Origin of the sequence: Zwartia lucis (assembly GCF_965234455.1) — a bacterium.
In the GTDB taxonomy this organism is placed as follows: Bacteria; Pseudomonadota; Gammaproteobacteria; order Burkholderiales; family Burkholderiaceae_B; genus Zwartia; species Zwartia lucis.
The window spans coordinates 397,639-418,257 of record NZ_OZ248474.1 but is presented as its reverse complement, the minus strand read 5'-3'; the positions used below and the strand labels follow the sequence as shown (position 1 = coordinate 418,257).

Sequence of the window (20,619 nt, the reverse complement as noted above, 5' to 3'; positions counted from 1 at the left end):
GCCTTGAGATCGAATAGCTAAACGTCAAATGATCACTCAGTGATTTTACGAAGGATGACAGCGATGATGAATAATCTACTCACGAGAGCGTTATTGACTCTAGTAATAGGTTGCTTTACTTCTGTGCTTGTTGCAGCTGAAAAGTATCCCAACAAACCAATCCAGCTGATCATTCCCTACACACCCGGTGGCAACACGGATATTTTGGGTCGTCTGATTGCCCAAAAACTTGGTGAAGCATGGGGCGCGAGAGTCGTGGTTGAGAACCGACCCGGAGCTGGCGGAACGATCGGCGTAAACATGGTCGCCAAGGCAAAGCCAGATGGACACACTTTGGCGTTAGCCGCTTTTGGAAATATTATCGTTGCCAAGAGTCTTTACAAAGACCTGCCGTACGATCCGGTCAACGACCTAGATCCTGTGATTTTAGTGGCGACTCCGCCCACAATCTTAACGGCGACAGCATCTTTAAAGGCAAATAACGTCAAGGAATTAATTGCCTACGGGAAAGCAAATCCGGGGGTGCTTAATTATGGATCGTCTGGCAAGGGAACCTCCAATCACCTATTTGCTGAGCTTTTTAGCTCAATGTCAGGCATCGAGATGACTCACGTTCCTTATAAAGGCAGTGGGCCAGCAATTAATGACTTGATCGCCGGACACACTCAACTCAATTTCGCACCACAGCCTTTAGTCCTTTCATCGATCAAGACCGGTGCTCTCAAAGCTATTGCCGTCACAGGCACTGAACGTATGTCGATGTTGCCAGACGTACCCACCGTCTCCGAGTCTGGCTTACCCGGCTACCAAGGGCTCGGCTGGTTCGGTGTAGTGGCCCCGAAGGGAACCCCACCTGACATCATCAAGAAACTCAACGCTGAAATCAACCATATCTTGAACTCACCCGATGTGCGTAAACGATTAACAGATGAGGGGGCAACACCCGTCGGGGGCTCGCCCGAAGATGCTCAAAGATCGATCAGCGAAGGTATTGAAAAGTGGAAAGGACTCGCCTCCAAAGTGCAGTAATTTCGCGCTTAATCAACCGCTATGTTCAGGGTCGATTACCGAATGTTCTGTGACTCAATAATATTGATTAAATCCCGAATAACGTTGCCCTTGATAAAAGAAGACTCCTCAAATTTTCTATTCAAATCAAGCGCTTGTGTATAAATGAGGGCTTGTTCAATTGTTCCGATATCAAAGATTTGAACGTCCTTGATATTCAAGCGTGAAACATACGTTAACCAAAAGTTTGCTATACAGGGATTGCACCACTTCTGCCATGGTTTGATCGGTCCAATAAAGTGCAAAATTGAAGAGTTATTTTTATTTGAAATTTTCTGAAATTGACTATCGGTCAAACTATTAGCAAAAATCTGCCTATTCCATTTTTCATTAATGATGAATTTTTTACCCTCTGCATATTTATTGATTACGCATTGGTCTGGCCAAGTAGCTTCGTTATGAAATCGCTCATAAATATGGACGGACTTTTGAAAAGAATCATCTAGTCGCAGCTTTTTGAGATCCATCAACATCACACCAGAGTTGATATATGGATCTCCAGCATTTCTTGGAATACGGCTTTCCTCTTTGCCTGCGGGATCAAGTACACCACCAATTAGACACTCACCAAGCTCAATTTGATAGAGCTCAGTGAGGTTATTTTGTACGATTGTATCTGCGTCTATATAGATGACTTTATCTTCAGTCAGCAGTAGAGGTAGCATCAATCGCAGATACATACCACGCGTAAAGTGATATGACTCTTTCCAGTGAACAAATTTACTAATTTCTGCTGGAATGATTGTTATATTAGTTTTAAGGTTGTCGGGAAAATAATATCTAGCCTTTGTAGCAGCATCTTGGTCTTCTTCAGGTACGACCCAATACACTTGAGTATTTTTATTTCCATTCGCAAAAAGTGAATATGTAGATATCGCCGCATAGCCCGCATAGCCTCTGTCAAAACAGTATGCAACTGTCACACTCATGAAGCATCCCAAAGGTAATTACATCGTTAATTTTTAACAACAGCGTTAGTCAAATCGATTTTAAAGTATTCATGGAGGTTTGCATTGATCTGCGCAGATATACGCAATGGCTTTGCCGCTAAAAATTCGTTATTTAATTACTCTGTGCGATGGCGCAATTTCTCTTCGATGGATTCGGCTAACAAAGCTAACGAAATACTCCCCAAAGGGTATAGCAACACCATTAAAAGCGGAGTTTGCTGCTGTATCCAATAACTCGTCAGCACCAAGACCAGAAATGCACCATACACTACACAGTTAACAACGATCTTGGTGAGTGCGGTGAAACGATCGTAATTGATTGAAAACCAAACCTTAGCTGAAAGCGTCAACGCTCCGTACTGCCCCACACTCAACAATGCCGAATGAAGGGGCGTCTTTGATGATGATTCTAAATATAGTTCGTTATATAGAATCACTGTCGCCACAGACAACAGCATACAAAACAACATCAATAAACTGTATGTCCTCACTGGTAAGTTGCGAGCGCCTAAAATCACTAATGCAATGATCAAGATCACTACAAGCAAATAAATGACATCAACCATTTGAGCCTTTTGTGTTGCGTAAAGTTGGACTGCCAAGTACGGTGTTGGCCACCTATTATTAGTGAGTCTAGTGGTGAACTCCCGCAGGTGTTACTGTTATTTATGAGACATCCTGTATAAAATACATAAATGATAATAATGCACAGTTTCTCGATACCCTTTTGAGTTTGTATCGTTATAGTGAATCTTTAAGATGTTTGCAATTGGTTTTCATCTCAACACATTACCTCAACGTTAATGTTGCACTTCATTTTTGAACTCGCCGTTCTCAAACTGCATATTGTGCTGGATTTTTTGTGAGGAAAGTGTCTGTCAATTTCAGTTTAGCTGAACTCTGTCAGGTCTCCTTAATGCTGTAGAAAGTGAAACCCATAGATAGGTGCAAATTATTTGTTTGCATATATCGAGGGGAGTGCATGTCTCTTGGTGTTTTTAATTTGGAGGTAAAAATGATTAGAATATTAATAAAAACTCTAACTGCAATCGGATTTTTAATGGGGGCAGCGCAAGCGCAAGAACAGATCACTCTAGTCGTTCCGTTTTCGGCGGGGGGTCCGACCGATCAAGTAACACGAGTACTAGCTGAAGGGCTCACAAAGGTAACCGGCAAGAGATATGTCGTCGACAATAAGCCGGGTGCCGCAGGTATCGTCGCCGCACAATACGTGGCTCGTGCACCCACCGATGGTAGTGTATACATGGTGGGCTCACCAGCTTCTTTGGTGATCAATATAGGCTTGTACAAAAAACTTTCATACAATCCTGAAAAAGATTTCATCCCTGTCGCGGGCATGACCCGATCACCACTCGTGCTGGTAACAAATCCAAAGGTATCTGCAAACGATATCAAAGGACTCATTGAAGCTGCCAAGCAAAGCAAGCAAAGCCTTCCAATGGGTTCGCCTGGAAGCGGAACTATCCCTCACCTTGCCGGCGCATATCTATCCAGTCAGTTGGGGATCGAAGTACTACACGTTCCTTATAAGGGAATTGCTCCAGCAATCGCAGGGCTGATCGCAGGTGATATTGTTCTGGTGTTTGACACGCTCTCAACTGCAATACCCAATATTCAGTCCGGTCAACTCAAGGCACTTGGGATTGCAAGCGATAAACGAAACGCAAGCCTCAGTAATATCCCCACTTTATCCGAGCAAGGGTACCCGCTGCAAGCAAGCTCGTGGTTCGGTCTGATGGCACCTGTCAACACACCTGAAAGTGTCGTGCAAAACATGAATGCTGCAGTCAACCAAGTCATTACATCTGATGATTTTAAACAACGCTTGTTGCAAAATGGCAGTGAGGCGCTTACTGGTTCCCCAGATGATTTTGCTCGCTTCATTCAATCAGAACGTGAACGCTGGTTGCCAGAGATTAAACGTTTGAATTTATCTGCAGATTAAGGATAGGTGTGACATGAATCTCATGAGAGACCAAGAGGCGCGTGCGTTATTGCTTGAACGCCGAAATATCGGCAACAAGCTAAAAGATACATTAATAGGACAAAGCACCCCGTCAGAACAAACAGACCTTTGCCGTGCTGGTGAAAGCGAATTCTGTTGGGGATTGATCTGGAAGCGTCCGGGCCTGACCCAACGCACTCGTTCTGCATTAGCGCTGGCAATGGTGGCCGCCAAAGGCAGTCAAAATAGCGTCAAAAGCTATGTAAGAGTTGCATTAAATCTTGGATGGACGCCTGCAGAAATTGAAGAAATTTTATTTCATACTCAATGCTACGCAGGTCTTCCAGCATCGCTAGATGCTATGGATGCAGCTATAACTGTATTTGCGATCGAATGTCCTGATTATGTTCCAGGCTCCACCGTTGATAGATCAACTGAAATTCCAGAGATCAGGAATTCTAACGCGCTTAGAGAGATGGGCTTACAAATCCGCCGCAATGTCCTCGGAACAGAAATGGTCAATCGAACTGAAGAGCGGACCCGAGAAGATCCGTTCATCAGAATGTTCTTCGATGTCACCCATGAATATTGTTTCGCTCAGATCTGGGGTCGTGAGTTACTCGGCCAGCCGTTGCGAAGCATCTTGTCTCTGGGCATTGCCTCAGTACTTGGTCAGTCAGGCGCAGTATCAAGACATGTGCGCAGCGCGGTTGAAATAGGGCTTACCAAACGGCAAATAGGTGAGGTTCTATTGCAGGCGTACGTGTATGGTGGCGTTTATAGTGCACTCAATGGTTTTGGAGTTGCGCAGGAAACTTTTGATGCAATGGCTGCAGAAGGTATTGAGATTCTAGATGGGTTTGATTCTGATGCCAGTTGTTGACGCCGCACCCCCAACATATTCACATTAGTTTTTTAATATACTAATCCATCGTACCCAACTCCCCGTAACAACTCAAGGCTAACGTTACGTGTTTATATAAGAGCCCAGAAAAACATTGATGTGTTTGGCGATGTGATGATCCAGCCATCCCTCGGATCTCAGCCGAAATTAAGCATTATTCAAATCTCTTTGAACGTTCAGATTAGGCTTAACCGTTCTGAAGTAATCCGCTACTGTCTTAAGCGTTTTCTTAACGAACATTGGAACAACTCTGAAAATTTCAAGAAGGCTCGATCTGAACTGTTTTAAGGAGAAAGAAATGCTTAGTTTCAAAGAATGGCTTGTTGAAGAAGCCAAGAAACCCAAAAAGAAAAAGGAAGATAAAGATGTCAAATCAACTGGTCAAGGAAGCACAGAAATCGGGAATGTCTATCACCAAAGACAAACTCCTAGATCTAATCAAGAAGTCCAATCAACAGTCGTTCATTATTTCCCTGAACCCTAACTCAAAACAAACGGTTGTTGTCATACCTTCAGCCTTGTAAGGGTAGTGATCGTACTCGGTTGAAATTCGTGAGTATCTTTGTTCCTAGACCGTTTTTTGGAACCTTATGACTTCTATATCTTCAATTTCCACCTTAGGGATACCGTTCAATCTGGTATCCCTTTTTTTTCGCTTCTTATAGATTGAGAAAACGCTCTCTGGACCGAGATCGAACCCTCGGGGTGACCTATACCCCTCCTCAATCAATAAATCGGCTATGGCTCGGTAGGTAAGTCCCTCTATGTCCCTTAGTCGGATGATTCGATCAGACAGCTCTGTTTGGTAGGCTGAATAGGAGCCGATCATCAACCCCTTAGTCCTAACCACCAAGCTGAAACGGACTAGAAAGCCGTCTCGACTACCCCCTAACGGGATTACTCCACCGTCACACTCTTCGCCAGATTCCGAGGCTTATCCACATCCGTTCCTCTCGCGCATGCCGTGTGATACGCCAACAACTGCAACGGTACCGTATGCAAAATTGGTGACAACAAGCCGTAGTGCTCGGGCATCCGGATGACATACAAGCCCTCGCTGCTCACGAGCCTGGTATCGGTATCAGCAAACACATACAGCTCGCCGCCTCGCGCGCGGACCTCTTGAATATTGGACTTGAGCTTTTCTAGTAATGCATCATTTGGCGCGATGGTCACAACAGGCATTTGATCCGTGACAAGCGCCAAGGGACCATGCTTGAGCTCTCCGGCAGGATAGGCTTCCGCATGGATATAGCTAATCTCTTTGAGCTTTAACGCACCCTCTAGCGCAATCGGATAGTGCATGCCGCGCCCTAAAAACAAGGCATTTTCTTTGGTCGCGAAACGATCGGCCCACGCCATGATTTGCGGCTCGAGCGCGAGTACTGCGCCTATCGCAACAGGTAAGTGACGCAAGGCTTTGACATGCCGCGCTTCTTGCTCCTCAGTTAACTGCCCATGCACTTGTGCAAGTGCCAGCGTCAACATAAACAAAGCCGTCAGCTGTGTCGTAAAGGCCTTGGTCGACGCTACTCCGATCTCGACACCCGCGCGCGTGATGTAGGCGAGCTTGCACTCTCTGACCATTGCGCTCGTTGAGACATTACATATCGTCAACGTCTGTTCCATCCCAAGACCACGCGCATGCTTCAATGCCGCGAGCGTGTCAGCTGTTTCGCCGGACTGTGAAATCGTGACAACCAAGGTCTTGGGATTGGGTACGCTATCTCTGTAGCGATACTCACTCGCGATCTCGACTGAGACGGGAATTTTTGCCACGGATTCGATCCAGTATTTAGCGGTAGAGCCCGCGTAATAACTCGTGCCACATGCGAGGATCAACACGCGATCGATATCTTTAAATGCTTTATAGGCCTGATCGCCAAACAGTTCAGGCGTAATGGATTCGACATCCTCCAAGGTATCCGCTACAGCGCGAGGCTGCTCGAATATTTCTTTTTGCATATAGTGGCGATAGGGGCCGAGCTCCGCGGCACCCGTATGCACGTGTACGGTATTGATCTGTCTCACGACAGGCTTTCCATCCTGATCCATGATCCAGACATTACCCAATTGCAGATCTGCAACGTCACCATCCTCGAGATAAATAATCTGATCTGTCGTTCCTGCTAATGCCAAGGCATCCGAAGCTAAAAAGTTTTCACCTTTTCCACGCCCGATCACAAGAGGCGATCCTTGCCGAGCCGCTACGATACGGTGTGGCTCATCGCGACAAAACACAGCAATCGCATAGGCACCATGCAAACGACGAACCGTCTGCTGCACGGCCTCAAGCAAATCACCCGCGTAAAGATGACGGACAAGATGCGCGATGACTTCTGTATCCGTCTGACTTTCAAAAACATAACCAACCACTTGCAACTCAGCGCGCAGCTCTTCATGGTTTTCAATGATGCCGTTGTGCACCAAGGCGATACTCGCCTCCTCTTTTCCGAGCCCAGAGAAATGTGGGTGGGCGTTACGTGTAACGGGTGCGCCGTGCGTGGCCCAGCGAGTGTGTGCAATGCCTGTAAAACCAGCGATATGGTTACGCTCGATATCGGCGGCCAACTCAGCAACGCGCTCGGTGCTGCGTGCTCGTCGCAAGCCTCCGTTGTCATAAACGGCAACGCCACAGGAGTCATAGCCACGGTACTCAAGCCGCTTGAGGCCTTCAACCAAAATTGGGGTAATGTCGCGTGAAGCGACGGCGCCAACGATGCCGCACATAGACTTTCTCCTGAGAATCACCTATTTTGCCCAACTTGGCTTGAAATATTATTTCATTTTTATTTTATTTATGAAATAAATATAGTGTTCATATAATTAATGAAATATAATTTCATAAACTCATCCATTGCTTAGGACTTATCTATTCGGTCATGACGCTAGACACCTTGGACGACCTTGATCGACGCATCCTCAATCAATTGCAACAAGATGCCAGCCTGACCAATCAGGCACTGGCATTGCGGGTACACGCCTCCCCCCCTACCTGTTTGCGGCGCGTCCGTCGACTCACAGCGCTTGGCATTATTGCCAAGCAAGTCGCTATCCTAGATCCCTCCAAGCTTGGCAGCACACTGACCGCGATCATCGAGGTCACCCTTGATATTCAGTCTGCTGAAAATCTACAGACATTCGAAGAAACCGTATCGCGCGAACCCGCCATTTTGCAATGCTATCGCGTCTCGACCGGTCCCGACTTTGTATTAATCGCCCACGTTGTCGACATGCCGGCCTATCATGCGCTGGTACAGCGTGCATTGACTGCCGCGGCAAACGTACGCAATGTACGCACATTTTTTTCCGTGCACCGCAGTAAATTCAACACACACATTGCGCTTGATCATCTCCGATGACATTCAAGCACCTGACTGATGACTGGTTTAGAATTGATCATTTAATTTAACAAGATAGGTCCTCACAATGCTGTCCCTTCAAGATCCTTCAAATTGGCGCACTGCTGATCTGCAAAACGATCAGAGCTGGATTTTCCACGTAGACGCTCAGGCCCGCGAGGAAATGATCAAAACAGTTATTTCCGTCGCCGATCCAAACAAGAGCTTGTTTGACTACCACCGAACTGATTTTGCGTGGAGTCGTACATGCGAGATTCTTGCGGATGCACTCAAAGAAGTAAAGAAGGGGCGCGGAATTGCCTTGATCAAAGGCTTACCAAGAGATGCACTGACGGCGCATCAGTTTGAAATCCTGACTTGGGGCTTAGGTCTGCACTCAGGTGTACCAAGGCCTCAGGGTAAGGATACGCAATATATTTCCGCGGTCCGCGATGCAGGCACTTCGTACCGCACGGGGACTGGTAGAGGCTATTCCTCTAGTGCAGATCTTGATTTCCATACTGACTCTTCCGATACGATTTTTCTAAGTTGTTTTAATAAAGCCGTCTCTGGTGGGAAAACCATCATTAGCAGTTCGATGGCCGGGCATGATGTCATGGTGCGCGAATACCCAGAGCAGGTGAAATGGTTGTACGAGCCGATTCCATTTAGTCGGCAGGGCGAACAAGCGCCAGACGAAGGTCCGTATGTGATGCAACCCGTTTTTTCAGAATGTCACGGCAGATGGTTTGGTCGCTGGAACTGGAACCGCGTGCGGAGTGCTCAAAAAATTGAAGGTGCACCTCAACTGTCGCCCGAGCAATATGCTGCACTTGAGCAGTTTGATCAGGTGATGCGTCGCCCCGATGTTGCATTTGAAATGTGGCTTGAGCCCGGTGATGTACAAATTATTAATAGCCACGTCACCTTACATTCACGGACCGAGTTTACGGATCACGATGATCCGGCTCTCAAACGATTGTTGTACCGCCTTTGGATTGCACCACCAGATAGTGAGCAGCTGCCTGAGTGTTGGCGAGATTTGTACCGGAGCTGTGAGTCAGGTACGGTCAGGGGTGGGATACGCGGCTTTAAACATGATGAGCGCTGCACTCAGTTTGAGGCGCGTCAGGCCAGGGATTGCGGGATGCACGTACCGGGCTAAGCGACTCAAAGAATTTTTTCATGCCCCTTTCAATGAATAAACTATTCACAAACCCTATTTACAAACCATCACTCAAAATTAACCTTCATTTACCTATTAATCATGCGCCATGGCTAGCCTGAAACAACTCGAATACTTCAGAGCGGTCATGTTGTATGGCTCTATCAATAGAGCTTCAAGTCATTTATGTGTCAGCCAACCTGTCGTCAGTCGTGTCATTTCGCAGCTAGAACGTACTATTGCGCTCAAGCTGTTTGATCGCAAATCCTCTCACCTCGTGCCCACACAAAATGCGTTTGTTTTAAATCGATATTGTGATGACATCTTCGAGAAAAAAAATCGTCTTGACTCCGCCATCAAGTCTTTGCAAGTCCAACACATTGACCGGTTAAAGTTTTGCGCAGCTCCGGCGTTATGTAGCTCGTTTTTGCCAAAGGTGATCGCTTCCTTTAACAGAGACGTGATGATCTCGTTTGAGTCGTCCATGCTCAAAGACCTCGAATCAGATATCGAATCAGGAACCTTTGAGTTTGGATTTTCAGTTTGGCCGATTATTTCGCACAGACTTGAATGCACAGCCATTGCTAAAAGTGACTTCGTTTTTTTATGTCATAAAAAAAATAGCCTTCGACACAATAGAACCATCAAATTCGAAGACTTAATTGAACAAGAGTTTATATTTACCAATCGGAATATGCCCATCGGCGAGTACATTGATCGCAAACTTCAAGAACATAACATCACGTTCAAAAGGTATCTTGAGGTTGATCGAGGCGACGTTATTTGCGCCATCATCAATGCAGGCCGAGGTGTATCGATCGTCAATCGTCAGGCCTATGACCCGGAGCAGTGGAGAAATATTTGTTCTGTCGAGCTAAAAGATCCGATCAACACCCACATCTACTTGTTAACGCCTAAAACGATTGCTCTCTCTCCTGCCGCCACTTCATTTATAAAGCATCTGCAGTCATGCTTGACTGAATGATATTGCCAGATGTCACGCACTCCAGTTGTTCAATGACTCTCCGTTAGCGGCTAAACCAGATTTCCACTTGCTCAGCCACCATGTGTACTGGTGCGGCCACTCTGCAAAGCCCTCATTCACACCCATCTGTTCAGCAGCTTGATGAGGCCAGAACGGATTAAAAAGTGCCTGGCGTCCGATTGCGATTAAATCTGCGAAATTCTTTTGCAATAACTCCTCTGCCAGTTCAGGGGTCCTAATCAGCCCGACTGCTTCAGTTCGGATATCGACCTCTGCTTTGATACGACGAGCAAATTCGGCCTGATAGCCTGGCTCACGCTTGAGGTTTGAATTCGTCGCACCAGCAACAAGGTTACCTCCCGATGAGCAATCAATCACATCGATACCAATTTCCTTTAGGTGACGGGAAAGCTTAACGCTGTCCTCGATTTCCCATCCCCCTTCTATCCAATCAACCGCTGAAATTCGGACAAAGAGGGGAGTCCCTTCCGGAATGGCATCTCGCACAGCGCGTGCCACTTCCAAAGGAAAGCGCATCCGGTTCTCCAGACTGCCACCATATTGGTCATTACGTTTATTTGCGAGGGGAGAGAGAAAGCTTTGCAAAAGATACCCGTGCGCCATGTGAATTTCGATAATCTCAACACCTACATCCACGGCACGTTTAGCCGCATCCCTAAACGCCATGACCAAAACTTGAATGTCCTCGACCCCAAGTGCGCGAGGCGTGGACCAACCCTCGGCGAATGGCGTACTTGACGGACCAACGGGTGTCCACGTTTCATCTCCATTGTCGATGTTCTGCTGTGTCAAGGGTCCGTTGCCCTCCCAGGCCCGCTGTGTACTTGACTTACGTCCTCCATGCGCAATCTGCAGTGCAGGCGTTGAACCTTGTGACTTGATGAAGGAGACTAAAGACCGCATCGCCTGAGCATGTTCGTCAGACCAAATCCCCAGACAGCCATTCGTAATTCTTCCGTCACGGATGACGGACGCTTGCTCGATGAAAACAATACCTGCACCACCCATCGCGAATTTAGCGTAATGGTGCGCATGAAAATCGTTGAGTAATCCATTTTTGGCACAATACATCGCCATCGGCGAAATCACGATTCTGTTACGTATCGTCACGTCACGAATCTTAAGGGGTGTAAATAACATTGGCTTCTGCGCTGACATTTCATTTTCCTGACAGATCAATCGGATTGAGATTATTTAGCACTCAAGGAAATACAATGACCGACTTTCCTGTGGCCTGTTGATCAAACAAACGGTAAGCTTCGTCTACTTGGCCGAGCTCCCAGCGATTTGAAAATAACTTCTCAACGTCGACCTGATGCTTTGAAACGAATGCTGCGCATTCTTCCTGCCATGATTTTGAGAAAGTCCAGGAACCGTAAACACGTAGTTGTTTCCTAATCAAGTGATCCGTCACATTTAAGGAAACCTTGCCGCCCATTCCAACAAATGCGACCTGTCCCCAAGCACCTGCGCAGCGCAGCGCATCCAAGCCGCCTTGATCTGAGCCTGATGTCTCAACGACATATGGCACGCCCTTGCCATGGGTTAACGCCCTCACCGCTTCCCACGCGTCAACTTCGCCTGAATGAATCGTGATAGCAGCACCTAATTTTTTGGCATCAAGAAGCCGGGCTTGATTGATATCAATGGCAATCACTTCTCCGCCCATGGCAACAACGAACTGCGTGACGGCCTGACCAACCGGACCTTGACCCACAACCATGATTCTTGCGCAGTTTGCATAGCCTATCTTCTTTAATGCTCCCCAAGCAGTTCCACTCCCACAGGAAATAGCGGCACCCACCTCGAAGGACAGATCCTCAGGGAGTTCTATGAGCGTATCGGCAGGCACTTTAAGATAGCGGGCGTGCCCGCCATGTGCCGTGAGTCCATAACTCGCTTCTTTATCGGCACACATATGCGTCCAACCTGTCATGCAGTCTGAACAGCAGCCGCAGCCTTTGTAGTGATGCACCATGACGCGTGCTCCAAGCCGTGCAACAGGCGCCTGAACGGCACTCCCCTTGGCCATCACAATCCCACAAGGCTCATGGCCAGCGATAATCGGGCCTTGCGGCAACTTGCCCGTGAAAGTTCCTCGATAGTTCTTAAGGTCGCTTCCGCATATGCCAGAAGCCTTCATCTCAAGAACAACCTCGTTCGGTCCGGGCGATGGATCCGGAAAATCAATCAACTCTACCGTCTTGTTACCTGAAAACACAGCACCCAGCATGATCTTTTTCCTGCATACGTTGAAAGACTCATGTTATTTCGCTAAAAGTTTCATGTGTTTCTATTCCTTTTACATCTATGCCTTCAAGACATAGGGGATTTCACGTGTTTTGCTTAACTTTTTTCGATTGAAACTCGACCTTCCCCAACCTGGGCCCATCTTTTAACGTATCAAGCACATCGTCCACCGGGCTTAAGTACGCGCACTTTCAGCCCGAACTCGTGTTCGTAGCGAACGAAGCTTCCTCATCGCATCGCCACATAACGAAGCAAGTGTGAGATCTCATTTTTCTTTGATTGATTAAGGGTAAACACTTAAGTGCGAAATCTCAATTAAACGTATAGGATTCAAACGTATACAAAAGAATTCATAAAAATAATTATTCGATCCTTTTATTTTGGAGCAGACAAAATGATGAAATCACACTTACTCGCCAAAGGGCTTTCAGCTTTGGTACTCGCGGCAGCAGCCCCGCTCGCCTTTGCTCAAGACATCCCAAGCCAAACATGGCGTTGGGCACACTTTGCGCCACCCGCTTGGGGTTCGGCGCAAGCAGAGTTGCTTTACGCGAAGGAAATTGAAGAAAAATCAGGTGGCAAGATCAAATTTCAATTCTTTTGGTCTGGTTCCTTGTTTGGTTTCGGTGAGTTATTTGGCGCTGCAAAAAAGAATGCGGTAAATGTCGCAAGTATCGTACCCACCTATCATCCTTCAGAATGGCCCATGATCGGCCTCTCGAATAGCCTCCCTATGGTGTGGGATGACGCGCCGACGGCCATGAAAGTTCAAGAATACTTATTTAAAAATAATGATGCCGTTAAGCGTGAGTTAAAAAAGAACGAGCTCACGCCAATTCTGTTACATGGCCTACCACCCTATCGCCTGCAATGCACGACGCCCATCCGAACACTTGCAGACTTGAAAGGTAAACGTATTCGCACGTTTGGAGACTGGCCTCCGTACATCATGGAAAAACTTGGTGCTGTTCCAGTGAATATTCCACTGGGCCAGATTTATGAGGGCCTGCAGAAAGGAAGTCTTGATTGCGGCTACAACCCAATCGAAAATGCTGGCTTCCTCAAGCTATCAGAGGTCGCAAAGTTCTGGAGTGATATCGACTTTGGTGCAATCGCTGCGTACTCGAGTTTCATGAACACATCACGCTACGAAAAGCTTCCTGACAATGTTAAGAAGATCATGAATGACGCCGCAATCGTCGCGACTAAATTTGAGATCAACAATTTCGACAAACTCGAACAACAGGGTATTGAGGCTGCTAAAAAAGCCGGCGTCACTATTGTCAAGTTTGAAGATCAGGCCAAGCTCAAAACGATGTTCCCAGACATGCTGCAAGTATGGGAAGACGCAATGTGCAAAAAAGGCATGTGCGATGACGCCAAGAGCGTCGTAGCAGATGTCCGGAAAGCAACCGCCGCCGCAACAAAAAAGTAGATTCCCAATGACACAGACCGATCCAACTTCCAATCAGCTTTACAGGATGTTGGACAGGGTCTCGGCAACCATGGTCATGCTGGCCATGGTTGTATCGGGCGCCTCTGTCGCAACAATTATTGCTGTGAACTCAATCGACACCCTAGGACGTGCTTTTTTCTCTCGTCCCCTCACAGGTGCCGTTGAAATCACTGAACTATTTCTTGCCATGTGTATTATCTTGGCCATTCCCTATGCGCAGAGGAAACTTGCGCATATCGAAATTGATATGTTCACGCAACAGTGCGGCGCAGGACTTAAAAAGATTTTTCTATTAATTGCAATCGTGCTCACAATTCTTGTCTTTTTCATGCTGACTGTTCAGTCTTACGAAAGCGCAAAAAGTTCAGTCGCAACCTTTGAAACATCAGCCGGATATCTCAGCGTCCCAGTATGGATCGGCAAGATTGCAGTCACTATTGGCTTTGGCATCGCGCTGTTTGAGGCATTAACACAACTATTCGCCTGGTTCCTGTTTGGTCGCTTGACCATGGCAGCACCCAAACAAATCGCACACTAACGCGCAGAGAATCATGGAACAACTTATCCTAGCATTGACCTGCCTGGCAGGTATGCTTTTTCTTTTATGCCTTGGCGTACCTGTCGCAATCGCAATGATCGCGTCCTCATTCGTAGGACTCACGCTGAGTGCAGGCATGGATTTTGCGCTTACAAATTTTATGACGCTGCCGTATGCCGCAGCAAGTTCATTTAATTTCGCTGCGATTCCCACCTTTGTCGCCATGGGGATCATCTTTGGTAAATCAGGGCTAGCCGCATCACTTTTTAAGTCTGCTGATATCTGGTTGGCACAAGTGCGTGGGGGCCTCTACATGGCGGTCGTGATCGCCTCGGCAGCATTCGGTGCCATCAACGGCTCGACCATTGTTGGCGCCGCTCTCTTTACAAAGATTGCGCTACCGGAAATGATTAAGCTTGGTTACGACCGAGCAACCTCTGCAGGCTGCATTGTAGGAGCAGGCACCTTTTCTGCAATGATTCCACCCTCGATCACGATGGTGCTCTATGGTCTACTCACCAACGAGTCCATCGGAAAAATCTTGGTTGCAGGAATTTTGCCGGGGATACTGACTGCAGTTGTATATTTAGTTGGTATTTTCATCATGATCAGGATCAAGAAACACTGGGCACCTCCAGTCACACGATCATTCACGTTTGATGAAAAAGTTCGCAGCTTATCCACCTTGTTTCCGGTTGCCTTAGTTTTTATCATCATCGTTGGTGGAATATATGCGGGCTTAGTCGCCCCAGCCTCCGCCGGTGCGATCGGCGCCTTGAGTGCACTCATCATTGCCCTCGCGATGCGCAAATTCAAATTCATCGACTTCACAGAGTCAATGAAAGAAACTGCCGCTACGACTGCGATCTTGTTCTTTATTGTGATCGGTGGCTTGGCTTTTTCTCGTCTCTTGCTCGTGACTGGTACAGTCGATGCGTTACTGGAAGTGATTAAGACAAACGACATTCCACCATGGGTCATCATGACCGTGATCGTGCTTATCTACCTTGTGCTTGGGTGTGTCATGGACTCTATTTCCATGATGGTGATGACTGTTCCCATCGTACATCCTATCGTTGTTGGCATGGGGTTTGATCCAATTTGGTTTGCAATCATTATGGTCAAACTGATCGAGCTCTCTGTCATCACGCCGCCCGTCGGACTAAACTTGTATGCCGTGCAGTCCTCCTCGGATGGGCTTGTGACCACGAGTCAAGTATTCAGAGGCGTTACGCCATTTATTATTCTTGAGCTCATTGTGCTCGGCCTCCTGTTCCTCGCGCCGGGTATGGTCACGCTTCTACCAAACTTAATGATCAACTAAATCGCGCAACCAGGTCAAATCATGGATGTCACTTCGCAAGATAAACCGGTTTTTGAAATTTATGCGTTGCGATACGCAACGAGCCAACACCGCAAGCGTTATCACAATTGCAATTTTTGTGAGAATCCTGACATCCATGAATCCAAAATGCCCATGGATTTTTTTGTATGGGTGATTAAAAATAATGATCATGTCATTTTGATCGATACGGGATCGCGCGACTGGAAATGTAACGATCGTGGACATCAATTCATTCGCTGTCCGATCGAGTCCCTAAGCGCACTCAATATCAAGCCCGAAGATGTAGACGATGTGGTCATTACCCATATGCATTGGGATCATGCCGGCAATATCGACAAACTACCCAACGCGCGCATCCACATCCAGCTCGAGGAGATGAAAAGTGCGACGGGTCCGGATATGGCGATCAAAGCACTCAATAACTTTTTCTTGGTAGATGACGTCTGCACCGTGATCAAGCGTTTATATGCGGGCGCGGTGACGTACCACCATGGCGGCGCAGAAAACATTACTGACGGCGTATCACTTCATTCGGTCGGCGGTCACACGCCGGGCATGCAAATCGTGCGCGTCAGAACGCAACGGGGATGGGTTGTCCTCGCATCAGACGCTTCACATTTTTATTTGAACTATCAGCAAAAAAACCCGTTCCCAGTATTTTTTAACTTGCACGACACGATTAAAGCCTGGGAAACCTGTGAAGCTTTGGCCGATGGTCCGGACCACGTTATTCCTGGCCATGATCCGCTTGTGCTTCAAAAGTATCCCGTCGCGAGCTCTTCGCTCGGAAACGAAATCGTGCGCTTGGATCTGCCACCTTTGCGATAGTGCCAACGCGGCGCAAACAAAACTATTTAGTGAACAGGAATAACGGTATGAAATACGAATTATTTATTAACGGGGAATGGGTCAAGGATAGCAACCAAGAATATTTTCCCGCGATCAATCCTTACACGCAAGAAGTCTGGGCTGAAATTCCGCAGGCCAGCGACGCGCAAGTTGCTCAAGCCATTGATTGTGCTCGAGCCGCCTTTGATGGCGTATGGTCTAAAACTTCAGGGCTTGAGCGCGCCAGACTGCTCAACAAACTGGCTGAATTGCTAGAAGCTGATGCAGCCAGGATGGGGGTGCTCGAAAGCACAGATAACGGCAAGGTCATCCGCGAAACGAGCAGCCAAATGCTCTTTGCAGCGCGCCAGTATCGTTTTTTTGCTGGATCCGCTGACAAGTTGTGGGGCAAGGTGATTCCGCTAGATCAACCAGATATTCTTGACTACGCGACGCGCGAACCCTTGGGTGTCGCAGTGCTGATCACGGCTTGGAATTCTCCGATGGGCTTGTTATCCAACAAGCTTGCGCCTGCGATTGCGGCAGGCAACTGCGTCGTGATCAAACCCTCAGAGCACGCCTCAGCCACCACGCTTGAGTTTGCAAAGTTCGTTGAAAAAGCCGGCTTCCCAAAAGGTGTGATCAATATTGTCACAGGTGATATGCGCGTCGGAAAGGCACTCACCAGCTCTGGTCGCGTTGATCGTGTCAGCTTTACAGGGAGCCCAAACGTCGGCCGCGAAATCGCAGCCCAATGTGGTCGGCTATTGATCCCCGTCACGCTCGAACTAGGCGGGAAGTCACCCAATATTATTTTCGAAGATGCCGACTTGGATAAAGCCGTGGTCGGTGCCTTTGCAGGGATTTTTGCCGCGACCGGCCAGACCTGCATTGCCGGCTCACGTCTTTTAGTGCAAAAGTCCATATACGAAAAAATCGTTAAAACCTTAATTGAAAAATCAGCCAATATTGTTCTGGGTGATCCCCTCAGTCAACAGACGGAAATGGGCACGCTTGCCAACGAGCCTCAATTTAATCGTGTGATGCGCTGTATTGAAAATGGCGTCAAAGAGGGCGCCACACTCGTCGCGGGTGGTCACCGAGCAACAGGTCCTAGCTTAGGCAAAGGTCTTTTTGTTCAGCCCACAATCTTTCGCGACGTTAAAAACTCCATGGAGTTGGCACAAGAAGAAATTTTTGGGCCTGTGCTGTCAGTGATTCCTTTTGATACCGAAGAAGACGCCATTTCAATCGGCAACGACACAAAATATGGACTCGCCGCTGGAATTTGGACGTCTGATCTCAATCGTGCCATGCGCGTCTCCAAAGCGATCCGCGCAGGGAGTGTCTGGGTCAATACCTACCGAGCCGTGGCGGTTCAAGCACCTTTCGGTGGTTTCAAAGATAGCGGTTTTGGTCGCGAGCGAAGCGAATGGGCACTGGACGAATTCCTGGCGCCTAAAAATATCATGATTGACTATTCGAATATGGCGAGAGATCCCTTCGCCATCAAAACTTGAGGCAAAACATGGAACACACATTTGATCTGGTCGTTGTAGGTTGTGGTATCGCAGGACTCGCCACAGCAGTATCCGCAGCAGAGAATGGTTTGAAAGTCGCTGTGCTAGAGCGCGCGACGATTGAGGACCGAGGTGGGAATACGCGTTGGACCGAAGCACTGATGCGCATGAAGAACGAAACCGAAGTGGCCGATGATCTTGAGGACCACTTCATGGCCAATAGCGGCTTTCATCTCGATCCAAGTTTGGTGCAAGAGGCTGGGAACAGTCACGATAATCGCTCAGCGATTGTTCGAGCACTTGGCTTCACCGACCCTGAGATTATTTCAACGCTCTCCTCCGAAGCGGGTAAGGCTCTCACCTGGTTAAAGAAATTTGGCATCACCTATTCGGATATGCCAACTTACTTAATTACCCAGTCTACGACCCGCCTCATGCCTGTCGGCGGGGGATGGGCGTTAGTCGAAGCGCTCGTCAAAGCGGGCGAAAATCTCGGCGTCCAATTCTTTTATGAAACGACGGCGGTCAAACTGATCCAAAGTGACGATGGCACTGTTTGCGGTCTGCTGGCCTCCAACAATCAAACCCGCAGCATTAAGTTTATGGGCAAGGTGATGCTTGCCTGCGGCGGCTTCGAGGGCAATCAAGAGATGCAAGCGCTTTATTACGGTGCGAAAAGTCGCTACATCCGCCCGATCGCTCGTGGCGGCTATTACAACAAGGGTGAAGGCATCAAGATGGCGCTCGGAATCGGTGCCGCACCTTGTGGTGATTTCTCCGAATATCATGCCGAGCCAATCGACCCCCGCTCAGGTCAGCCAGAGCCCATCGTGTTCGTCTTCCCCTATGGCATCCTGGTCACCACAGCTGGAAAACGTTTTATAGATGAGGCATCCAACACGGTCGATGCAATCTACGAAAATATCGCCAGACTCATTAATGAATTACCAGGTGGTGTGTCCTACGTTATTTGTGACCAGAAACTTGATCTCGTTCCGAACTGGCAGCGTACCGTACGAAGCGATCAAAAACCCATCACCGCGGACACCATCGAAGAGCTTGCCGAAAAATTGGGTATCCCCTCTGCACAACTGGTTGAGACCGTCTCTCAATACAACAAGGCCACTAAAAAAGGAACCTTCAAACCACTCGAGTTAGATGGACTTGCCACAGAGGGTCTCACACCTCCAAAATCAAACTGGGCACTCCCTATCGATCAAGGGCCCTACCGTGCTTGGCCGATCAGCTCGGCCAATTGCTTTACCTTCGGAGGCTTGCGCTGCAACACCAACGCGCAAGTACTGGACACCGACGGACGGCCTATCGCAGGTCTTTATGCGGCGGGAGAAACGATGGGCCTGTACTACGGTAAATACACCGGCGCAACTTCCGTGATGAGGGGCTTAGTATTTGGCCGTTTAGCTGGACAACACGCCGCTCAAAAATAGACTTGTGCTAACAGCCGCTCACGACCCATAAACAATGCGAATTTTGGAGATCTCAGATGAGCAGAAGATTTGATGATTATTTTGAGAAAAAGACAATCCTCATTACCGGTGCCGCAAGCGGTATTGGTCGTGCTACAGCGGTGCTCTTTGCCAAGCAGGGAGCAAATGTTGTCTGTAGCGATGTCGACGACAAACTTGGCCTTGAAACACTGGCATTAGTACAACAAGCGGGTGCCAAGGGAGTCTATGTTCATACCGATGTGACCTCCAGGCTAGAAGTTCGCGCACTTGTCAAACAAGGCATCGAGGCTTTTGGAAAAATAAGCTTTCTGCTGAATTCGGCAGGCTCTGCGATCAATCGCTGTAGCTTTCTTGATATTGATGACGCGTTGCTGGATAAAACCTTTAACTTAAATTTCAAAGGCACGTTTTACGCGATTCAGGAAGTGCTACCGAACATGCTGGAAAATAAGCATGGCGTCATCATCAACATGGCGAGCATGGCGCAAAAACGCGGCGGTCCTGGGACGTCCGTCCACTACGCGTCTGCCAAAGGTGCCGTCAATACACTCACACTTGGGGTTGCACGAGAGTTCGCCAGTCGGGGGATCCGATGCCTATCGATATCTCCAGGCCCCATAGAAACCGCCTTTCAAGCCGCCTCAAACACAACCAAGGAAATGTCTGATAAATTTGCTGCCGACATTCCTTTAGGCCGTATTGGGCAACCGGAAGAAATCGCAGAACTCGCACTGTTTATGTGTTCAAACGCTTGCGAATATATGACAGCTGATACGGTGTATGTGAGCGGCGGCGGTGGCTGGAAATGATACA

Annotated in this window: 19 protein-coding genes; 14 read left to right on the top strand and 5 right to left on the bottom strand. The window is 47.9% G+C overall.

Annotation, left to right across the window (positions count from 1 at the left end; genetic code table 11):
- The first annotated feature begins 63 nt into the window (after positions 1 to 63).
- Positions 64 to 1,029, top strand: a complete 966-nt coding sequence (locus tag AC8GE9_RS12760; protein ID WP_506677523.1) for a Bug family tripartite tricarboxylate transporter substrate binding protein — start codon at positions 64 to 66, stop codon at positions 1,027 to 1,029.
- Positions 1,030 to 1,064: 35 nt separating this feature from the next.
- Here the strand turns inward: AC8GE9_RS12760 and AC8GE9_RS12755 are convergent, their stop codons facing one another.
- Together AC8GE9_RS12755 and AC8GE9_RS12750 are read right to left on the bottom strand one after the other, a co-directional pair.
- Positions 1,065 to 1,997 (bottom strand): glycosyltransferase family 8 protein, encoded by a 933-nt coding sequence (locus tag AC8GE9_RS12755; protein ID WP_506677522.1) that lies wholly within the window; start codon positions 1,995 to 1,997, stop codon positions 1,065 to 1,067.
- A gap of 137 nt (positions 1,998 to 2,134) precedes the next feature.
- Complete coding sequence (locus AC8GE9_RS12750; RefSeq protein WP_506677521.1) at positions 2,135 to 2,584, bottom strand: hypothetical protein; 450 nt, start codon at positions 2,582 to 2,584, stop codon at positions 2,135 to 2,137.
- Between the two features lie 416 nt (positions 2,585 to 3,000).
- Here AC8GE9_RS12750 and AC8GE9_RS12745 point away from each other — a divergent pair, with 416 nt between their 5' ends.
- The 3 genes from AC8GE9_RS12745 to AC8GE9_RS12735 all read left to right on the top strand — a co-directional run bounded on the left by AC8GE9_RS12745 (position 3,001) and on the right by AC8GE9_RS12735 (position 5,372).
- A complete protein-coding gene (locus AC8GE9_RS12745) occupies positions 3,001 to 3,984 on the top strand; it encodes a Bug family tripartite tricarboxylate transporter substrate binding protein (RefSeq protein WP_506677520.1) in 984 nt (327 codons plus the stop codon).
- Positions 3,985 to 3,997: 13 nt separating this feature from the next.
- Positions 3,998 to 4,867, top strand: coding sequence for a carboxymuconolactone decarboxylase family protein (locus tag AC8GE9_RS12740; protein ID WP_506677519.1), 870 nt, complete (start codon positions 3,998 to 4,000; stop codon positions 4,865 to 4,867).
- Positions 4,868 to 5,186: 319 nt separating this feature from the next.
- Positions 5,187 to 5,372, top strand: coding sequence for a hypothetical protein (locus AC8GE9_RS12735; RefSeq protein ID WP_506677518.1), 186 nt, complete (start codon positions 5,187 to 5,189; stop codon positions 5,370 to 5,372).
- 413 nt (positions 5,373 to 5,785) lie between these two features.
- On the opposite strand, the gene glmS is transcribed toward AC8GE9_RS12735, so the two are convergent.
- Positions 5,786 to 7,618 (bottom strand): glutamine--fructose-6-phosphate transaminase (isomerizing), encoded by a 1,833-nt coding sequence (glmS, locus tag AC8GE9_RS12730; RefSeq protein WP_506677517.1) that lies wholly within the window; start codon positions 7,616 to 7,618, stop codon positions 5,786 to 5,788.
- Between the two features lie 152 nt (positions 7,619 to 7,770).
- On the opposite strand from glmS, the gene AC8GE9_RS12725 reads away from it, so the two are divergent.
- The 3 genes from AC8GE9_RS12725 (at position 7,771) to AC8GE9_RS12715 (ending at position 10,379) form a co-directional block, all read left to right on the top strand.
- On the top strand, positions 7,771 to 8,250 hold the full coding sequence (locus tag AC8GE9_RS12725) for an Lrp/AsnC family transcriptional regulator (protein ID WP_506677516.1): 480 nt from the start codon (positions 7,771 to 7,773) through the stop codon (positions 8,248 to 8,250).
- A gap of 67 nt (positions 8,251 to 8,317) precedes the next feature.
- Positions 8,318 to 9,394 carry a TauD/TfdA family dioxygenase gene (locus tag AC8GE9_RS12720; protein ID WP_506677515.1) on the top strand — a complete coding sequence of 359 codons (1,077 nt, stop codon included), beginning with the start codon at positions 8,318 to 8,320 and terminating at the stop codon, positions 9,392 to 9,394.
- A gap of 109 nt (positions 9,395 to 9,503) precedes the next feature.
- Entirely contained in the window at positions 9,504 to 10,379 is an 876-nt protein-coding gene (locus AC8GE9_RS12715; RefSeq protein ID WP_506677514.1) for a LysR family transcriptional regulator, read from the top strand.
- A gap of 12 nt (positions 10,380 to 10,391) precedes the next feature.
- Here AC8GE9_RS12715 and AC8GE9_RS12710 read toward each other — a convergent pair whose 3' ends face one another.
- Together AC8GE9_RS12710 and AC8GE9_RS12705 are read right to left on the bottom strand one after the other, a co-directional pair.
- The gene (locus AC8GE9_RS12710) at positions 10,392 to 11,558 is read right to left on the bottom strand and encodes an NADH:flavin oxidoreductase/NADH oxidase (protein ID WP_506677513.1); all 1,167 of its coding nucleotides are present in this window, start codon (positions 11,556 to 11,558) and stop codon (positions 10,392 to 10,394) included.
- A 43-nt stretch (positions 11,559 to 11,601) separates the two neighbouring features.
- On the bottom strand, positions 11,602 to 12,633 hold the full coding sequence (locus AC8GE9_RS12705; RefSeq protein WP_506677512.1) for a zinc-dependent alcohol dehydrogenase family protein: 1,032 nt from the start codon (positions 12,631 to 12,633) through the stop codon (positions 11,602 to 11,604).
- Between the two features lie 411 nt (positions 12,634 to 13,044).
- Here AC8GE9_RS12705 and AC8GE9_RS12700 point away from each other — a divergent pair, with 411 nt between their 5' ends.
- Genes AC8GE9_RS12700 through AC8GE9_RS12670 form a run of 7 tightly spaced genes read left to right on the top strand, consistent with a single transcriptional unit; the run spans position 13,045 to position 20,615 of the window.
- Entirely contained in the window at positions 13,045 to 14,085 is a 1,041-nt protein-coding gene (locus AC8GE9_RS12700) for a C4-dicarboxylate TRAP transporter substrate-binding protein (protein WP_506677511.1), read from the top strand.
- Positions 14,086 to 14,092: 7 nt separating this feature from the next.
- A complete protein-coding gene (locus AC8GE9_RS12695; RefSeq protein WP_506677510.1) occupies positions 14,093 to 14,644 on the top strand; it encodes a TRAP transporter small permease in 552 nt (183 codons plus the stop codon).
- Between the two features lie 13 nt (positions 14,645 to 14,657).
- Complete coding sequence (locus AC8GE9_RS12690) at positions 14,658 to 15,968, top strand: TRAP transporter large permease (protein ID WP_506677509.1); 1,311 nt, start codon at positions 14,658 to 14,660, stop codon at positions 15,966 to 15,968.
- Positions 15,969 to 15,989: 21 nt separating this feature from the next.
- Positions 15,990 to 16,817: an N-acyl homoserine lactonase family protein gene (locus AC8GE9_RS12685; RefSeq protein ID WP_506677508.1), complete on the top strand. Its 828-nt coding sequence runs from the start codon at positions 15,990 to 15,992 to the stop codon at positions 16,815 to 16,817.
- A 47-nt stretch (positions 16,818 to 16,864) separates the two neighbouring features.
- Positions 16,865 to 18,337: an aldehyde dehydrogenase gene (locus tag AC8GE9_RS12680; protein ID WP_506677507.1), complete on the top strand. Its 1,473-nt coding sequence runs from the start codon at positions 16,865 to 16,867 to the stop codon at positions 18,335 to 18,337.
- Between the two features lie 8 nt (positions 18,338 to 18,345).
- Positions 18,346 to 19,785, top strand: coding sequence for an FAD-dependent oxidoreductase (locus tag AC8GE9_RS12675; RefSeq protein ID WP_506677506.1), 1,440 nt, complete (start codon positions 18,346 to 18,348; stop codon positions 19,783 to 19,785).
- A gap of 56 nt (positions 19,786 to 19,841) precedes the next feature.
- A complete protein-coding gene (locus AC8GE9_RS12670; RefSeq protein ID WP_506677505.1) occupies positions 19,842 to 20,615 on the top strand; it encodes an SDR family NAD(P)-dependent oxidoreductase in 774 nt (257 codons plus the stop codon).
- The last annotated feature ends 4 nt before the right edge of the window (positions 20,616 to 20,619 follow it).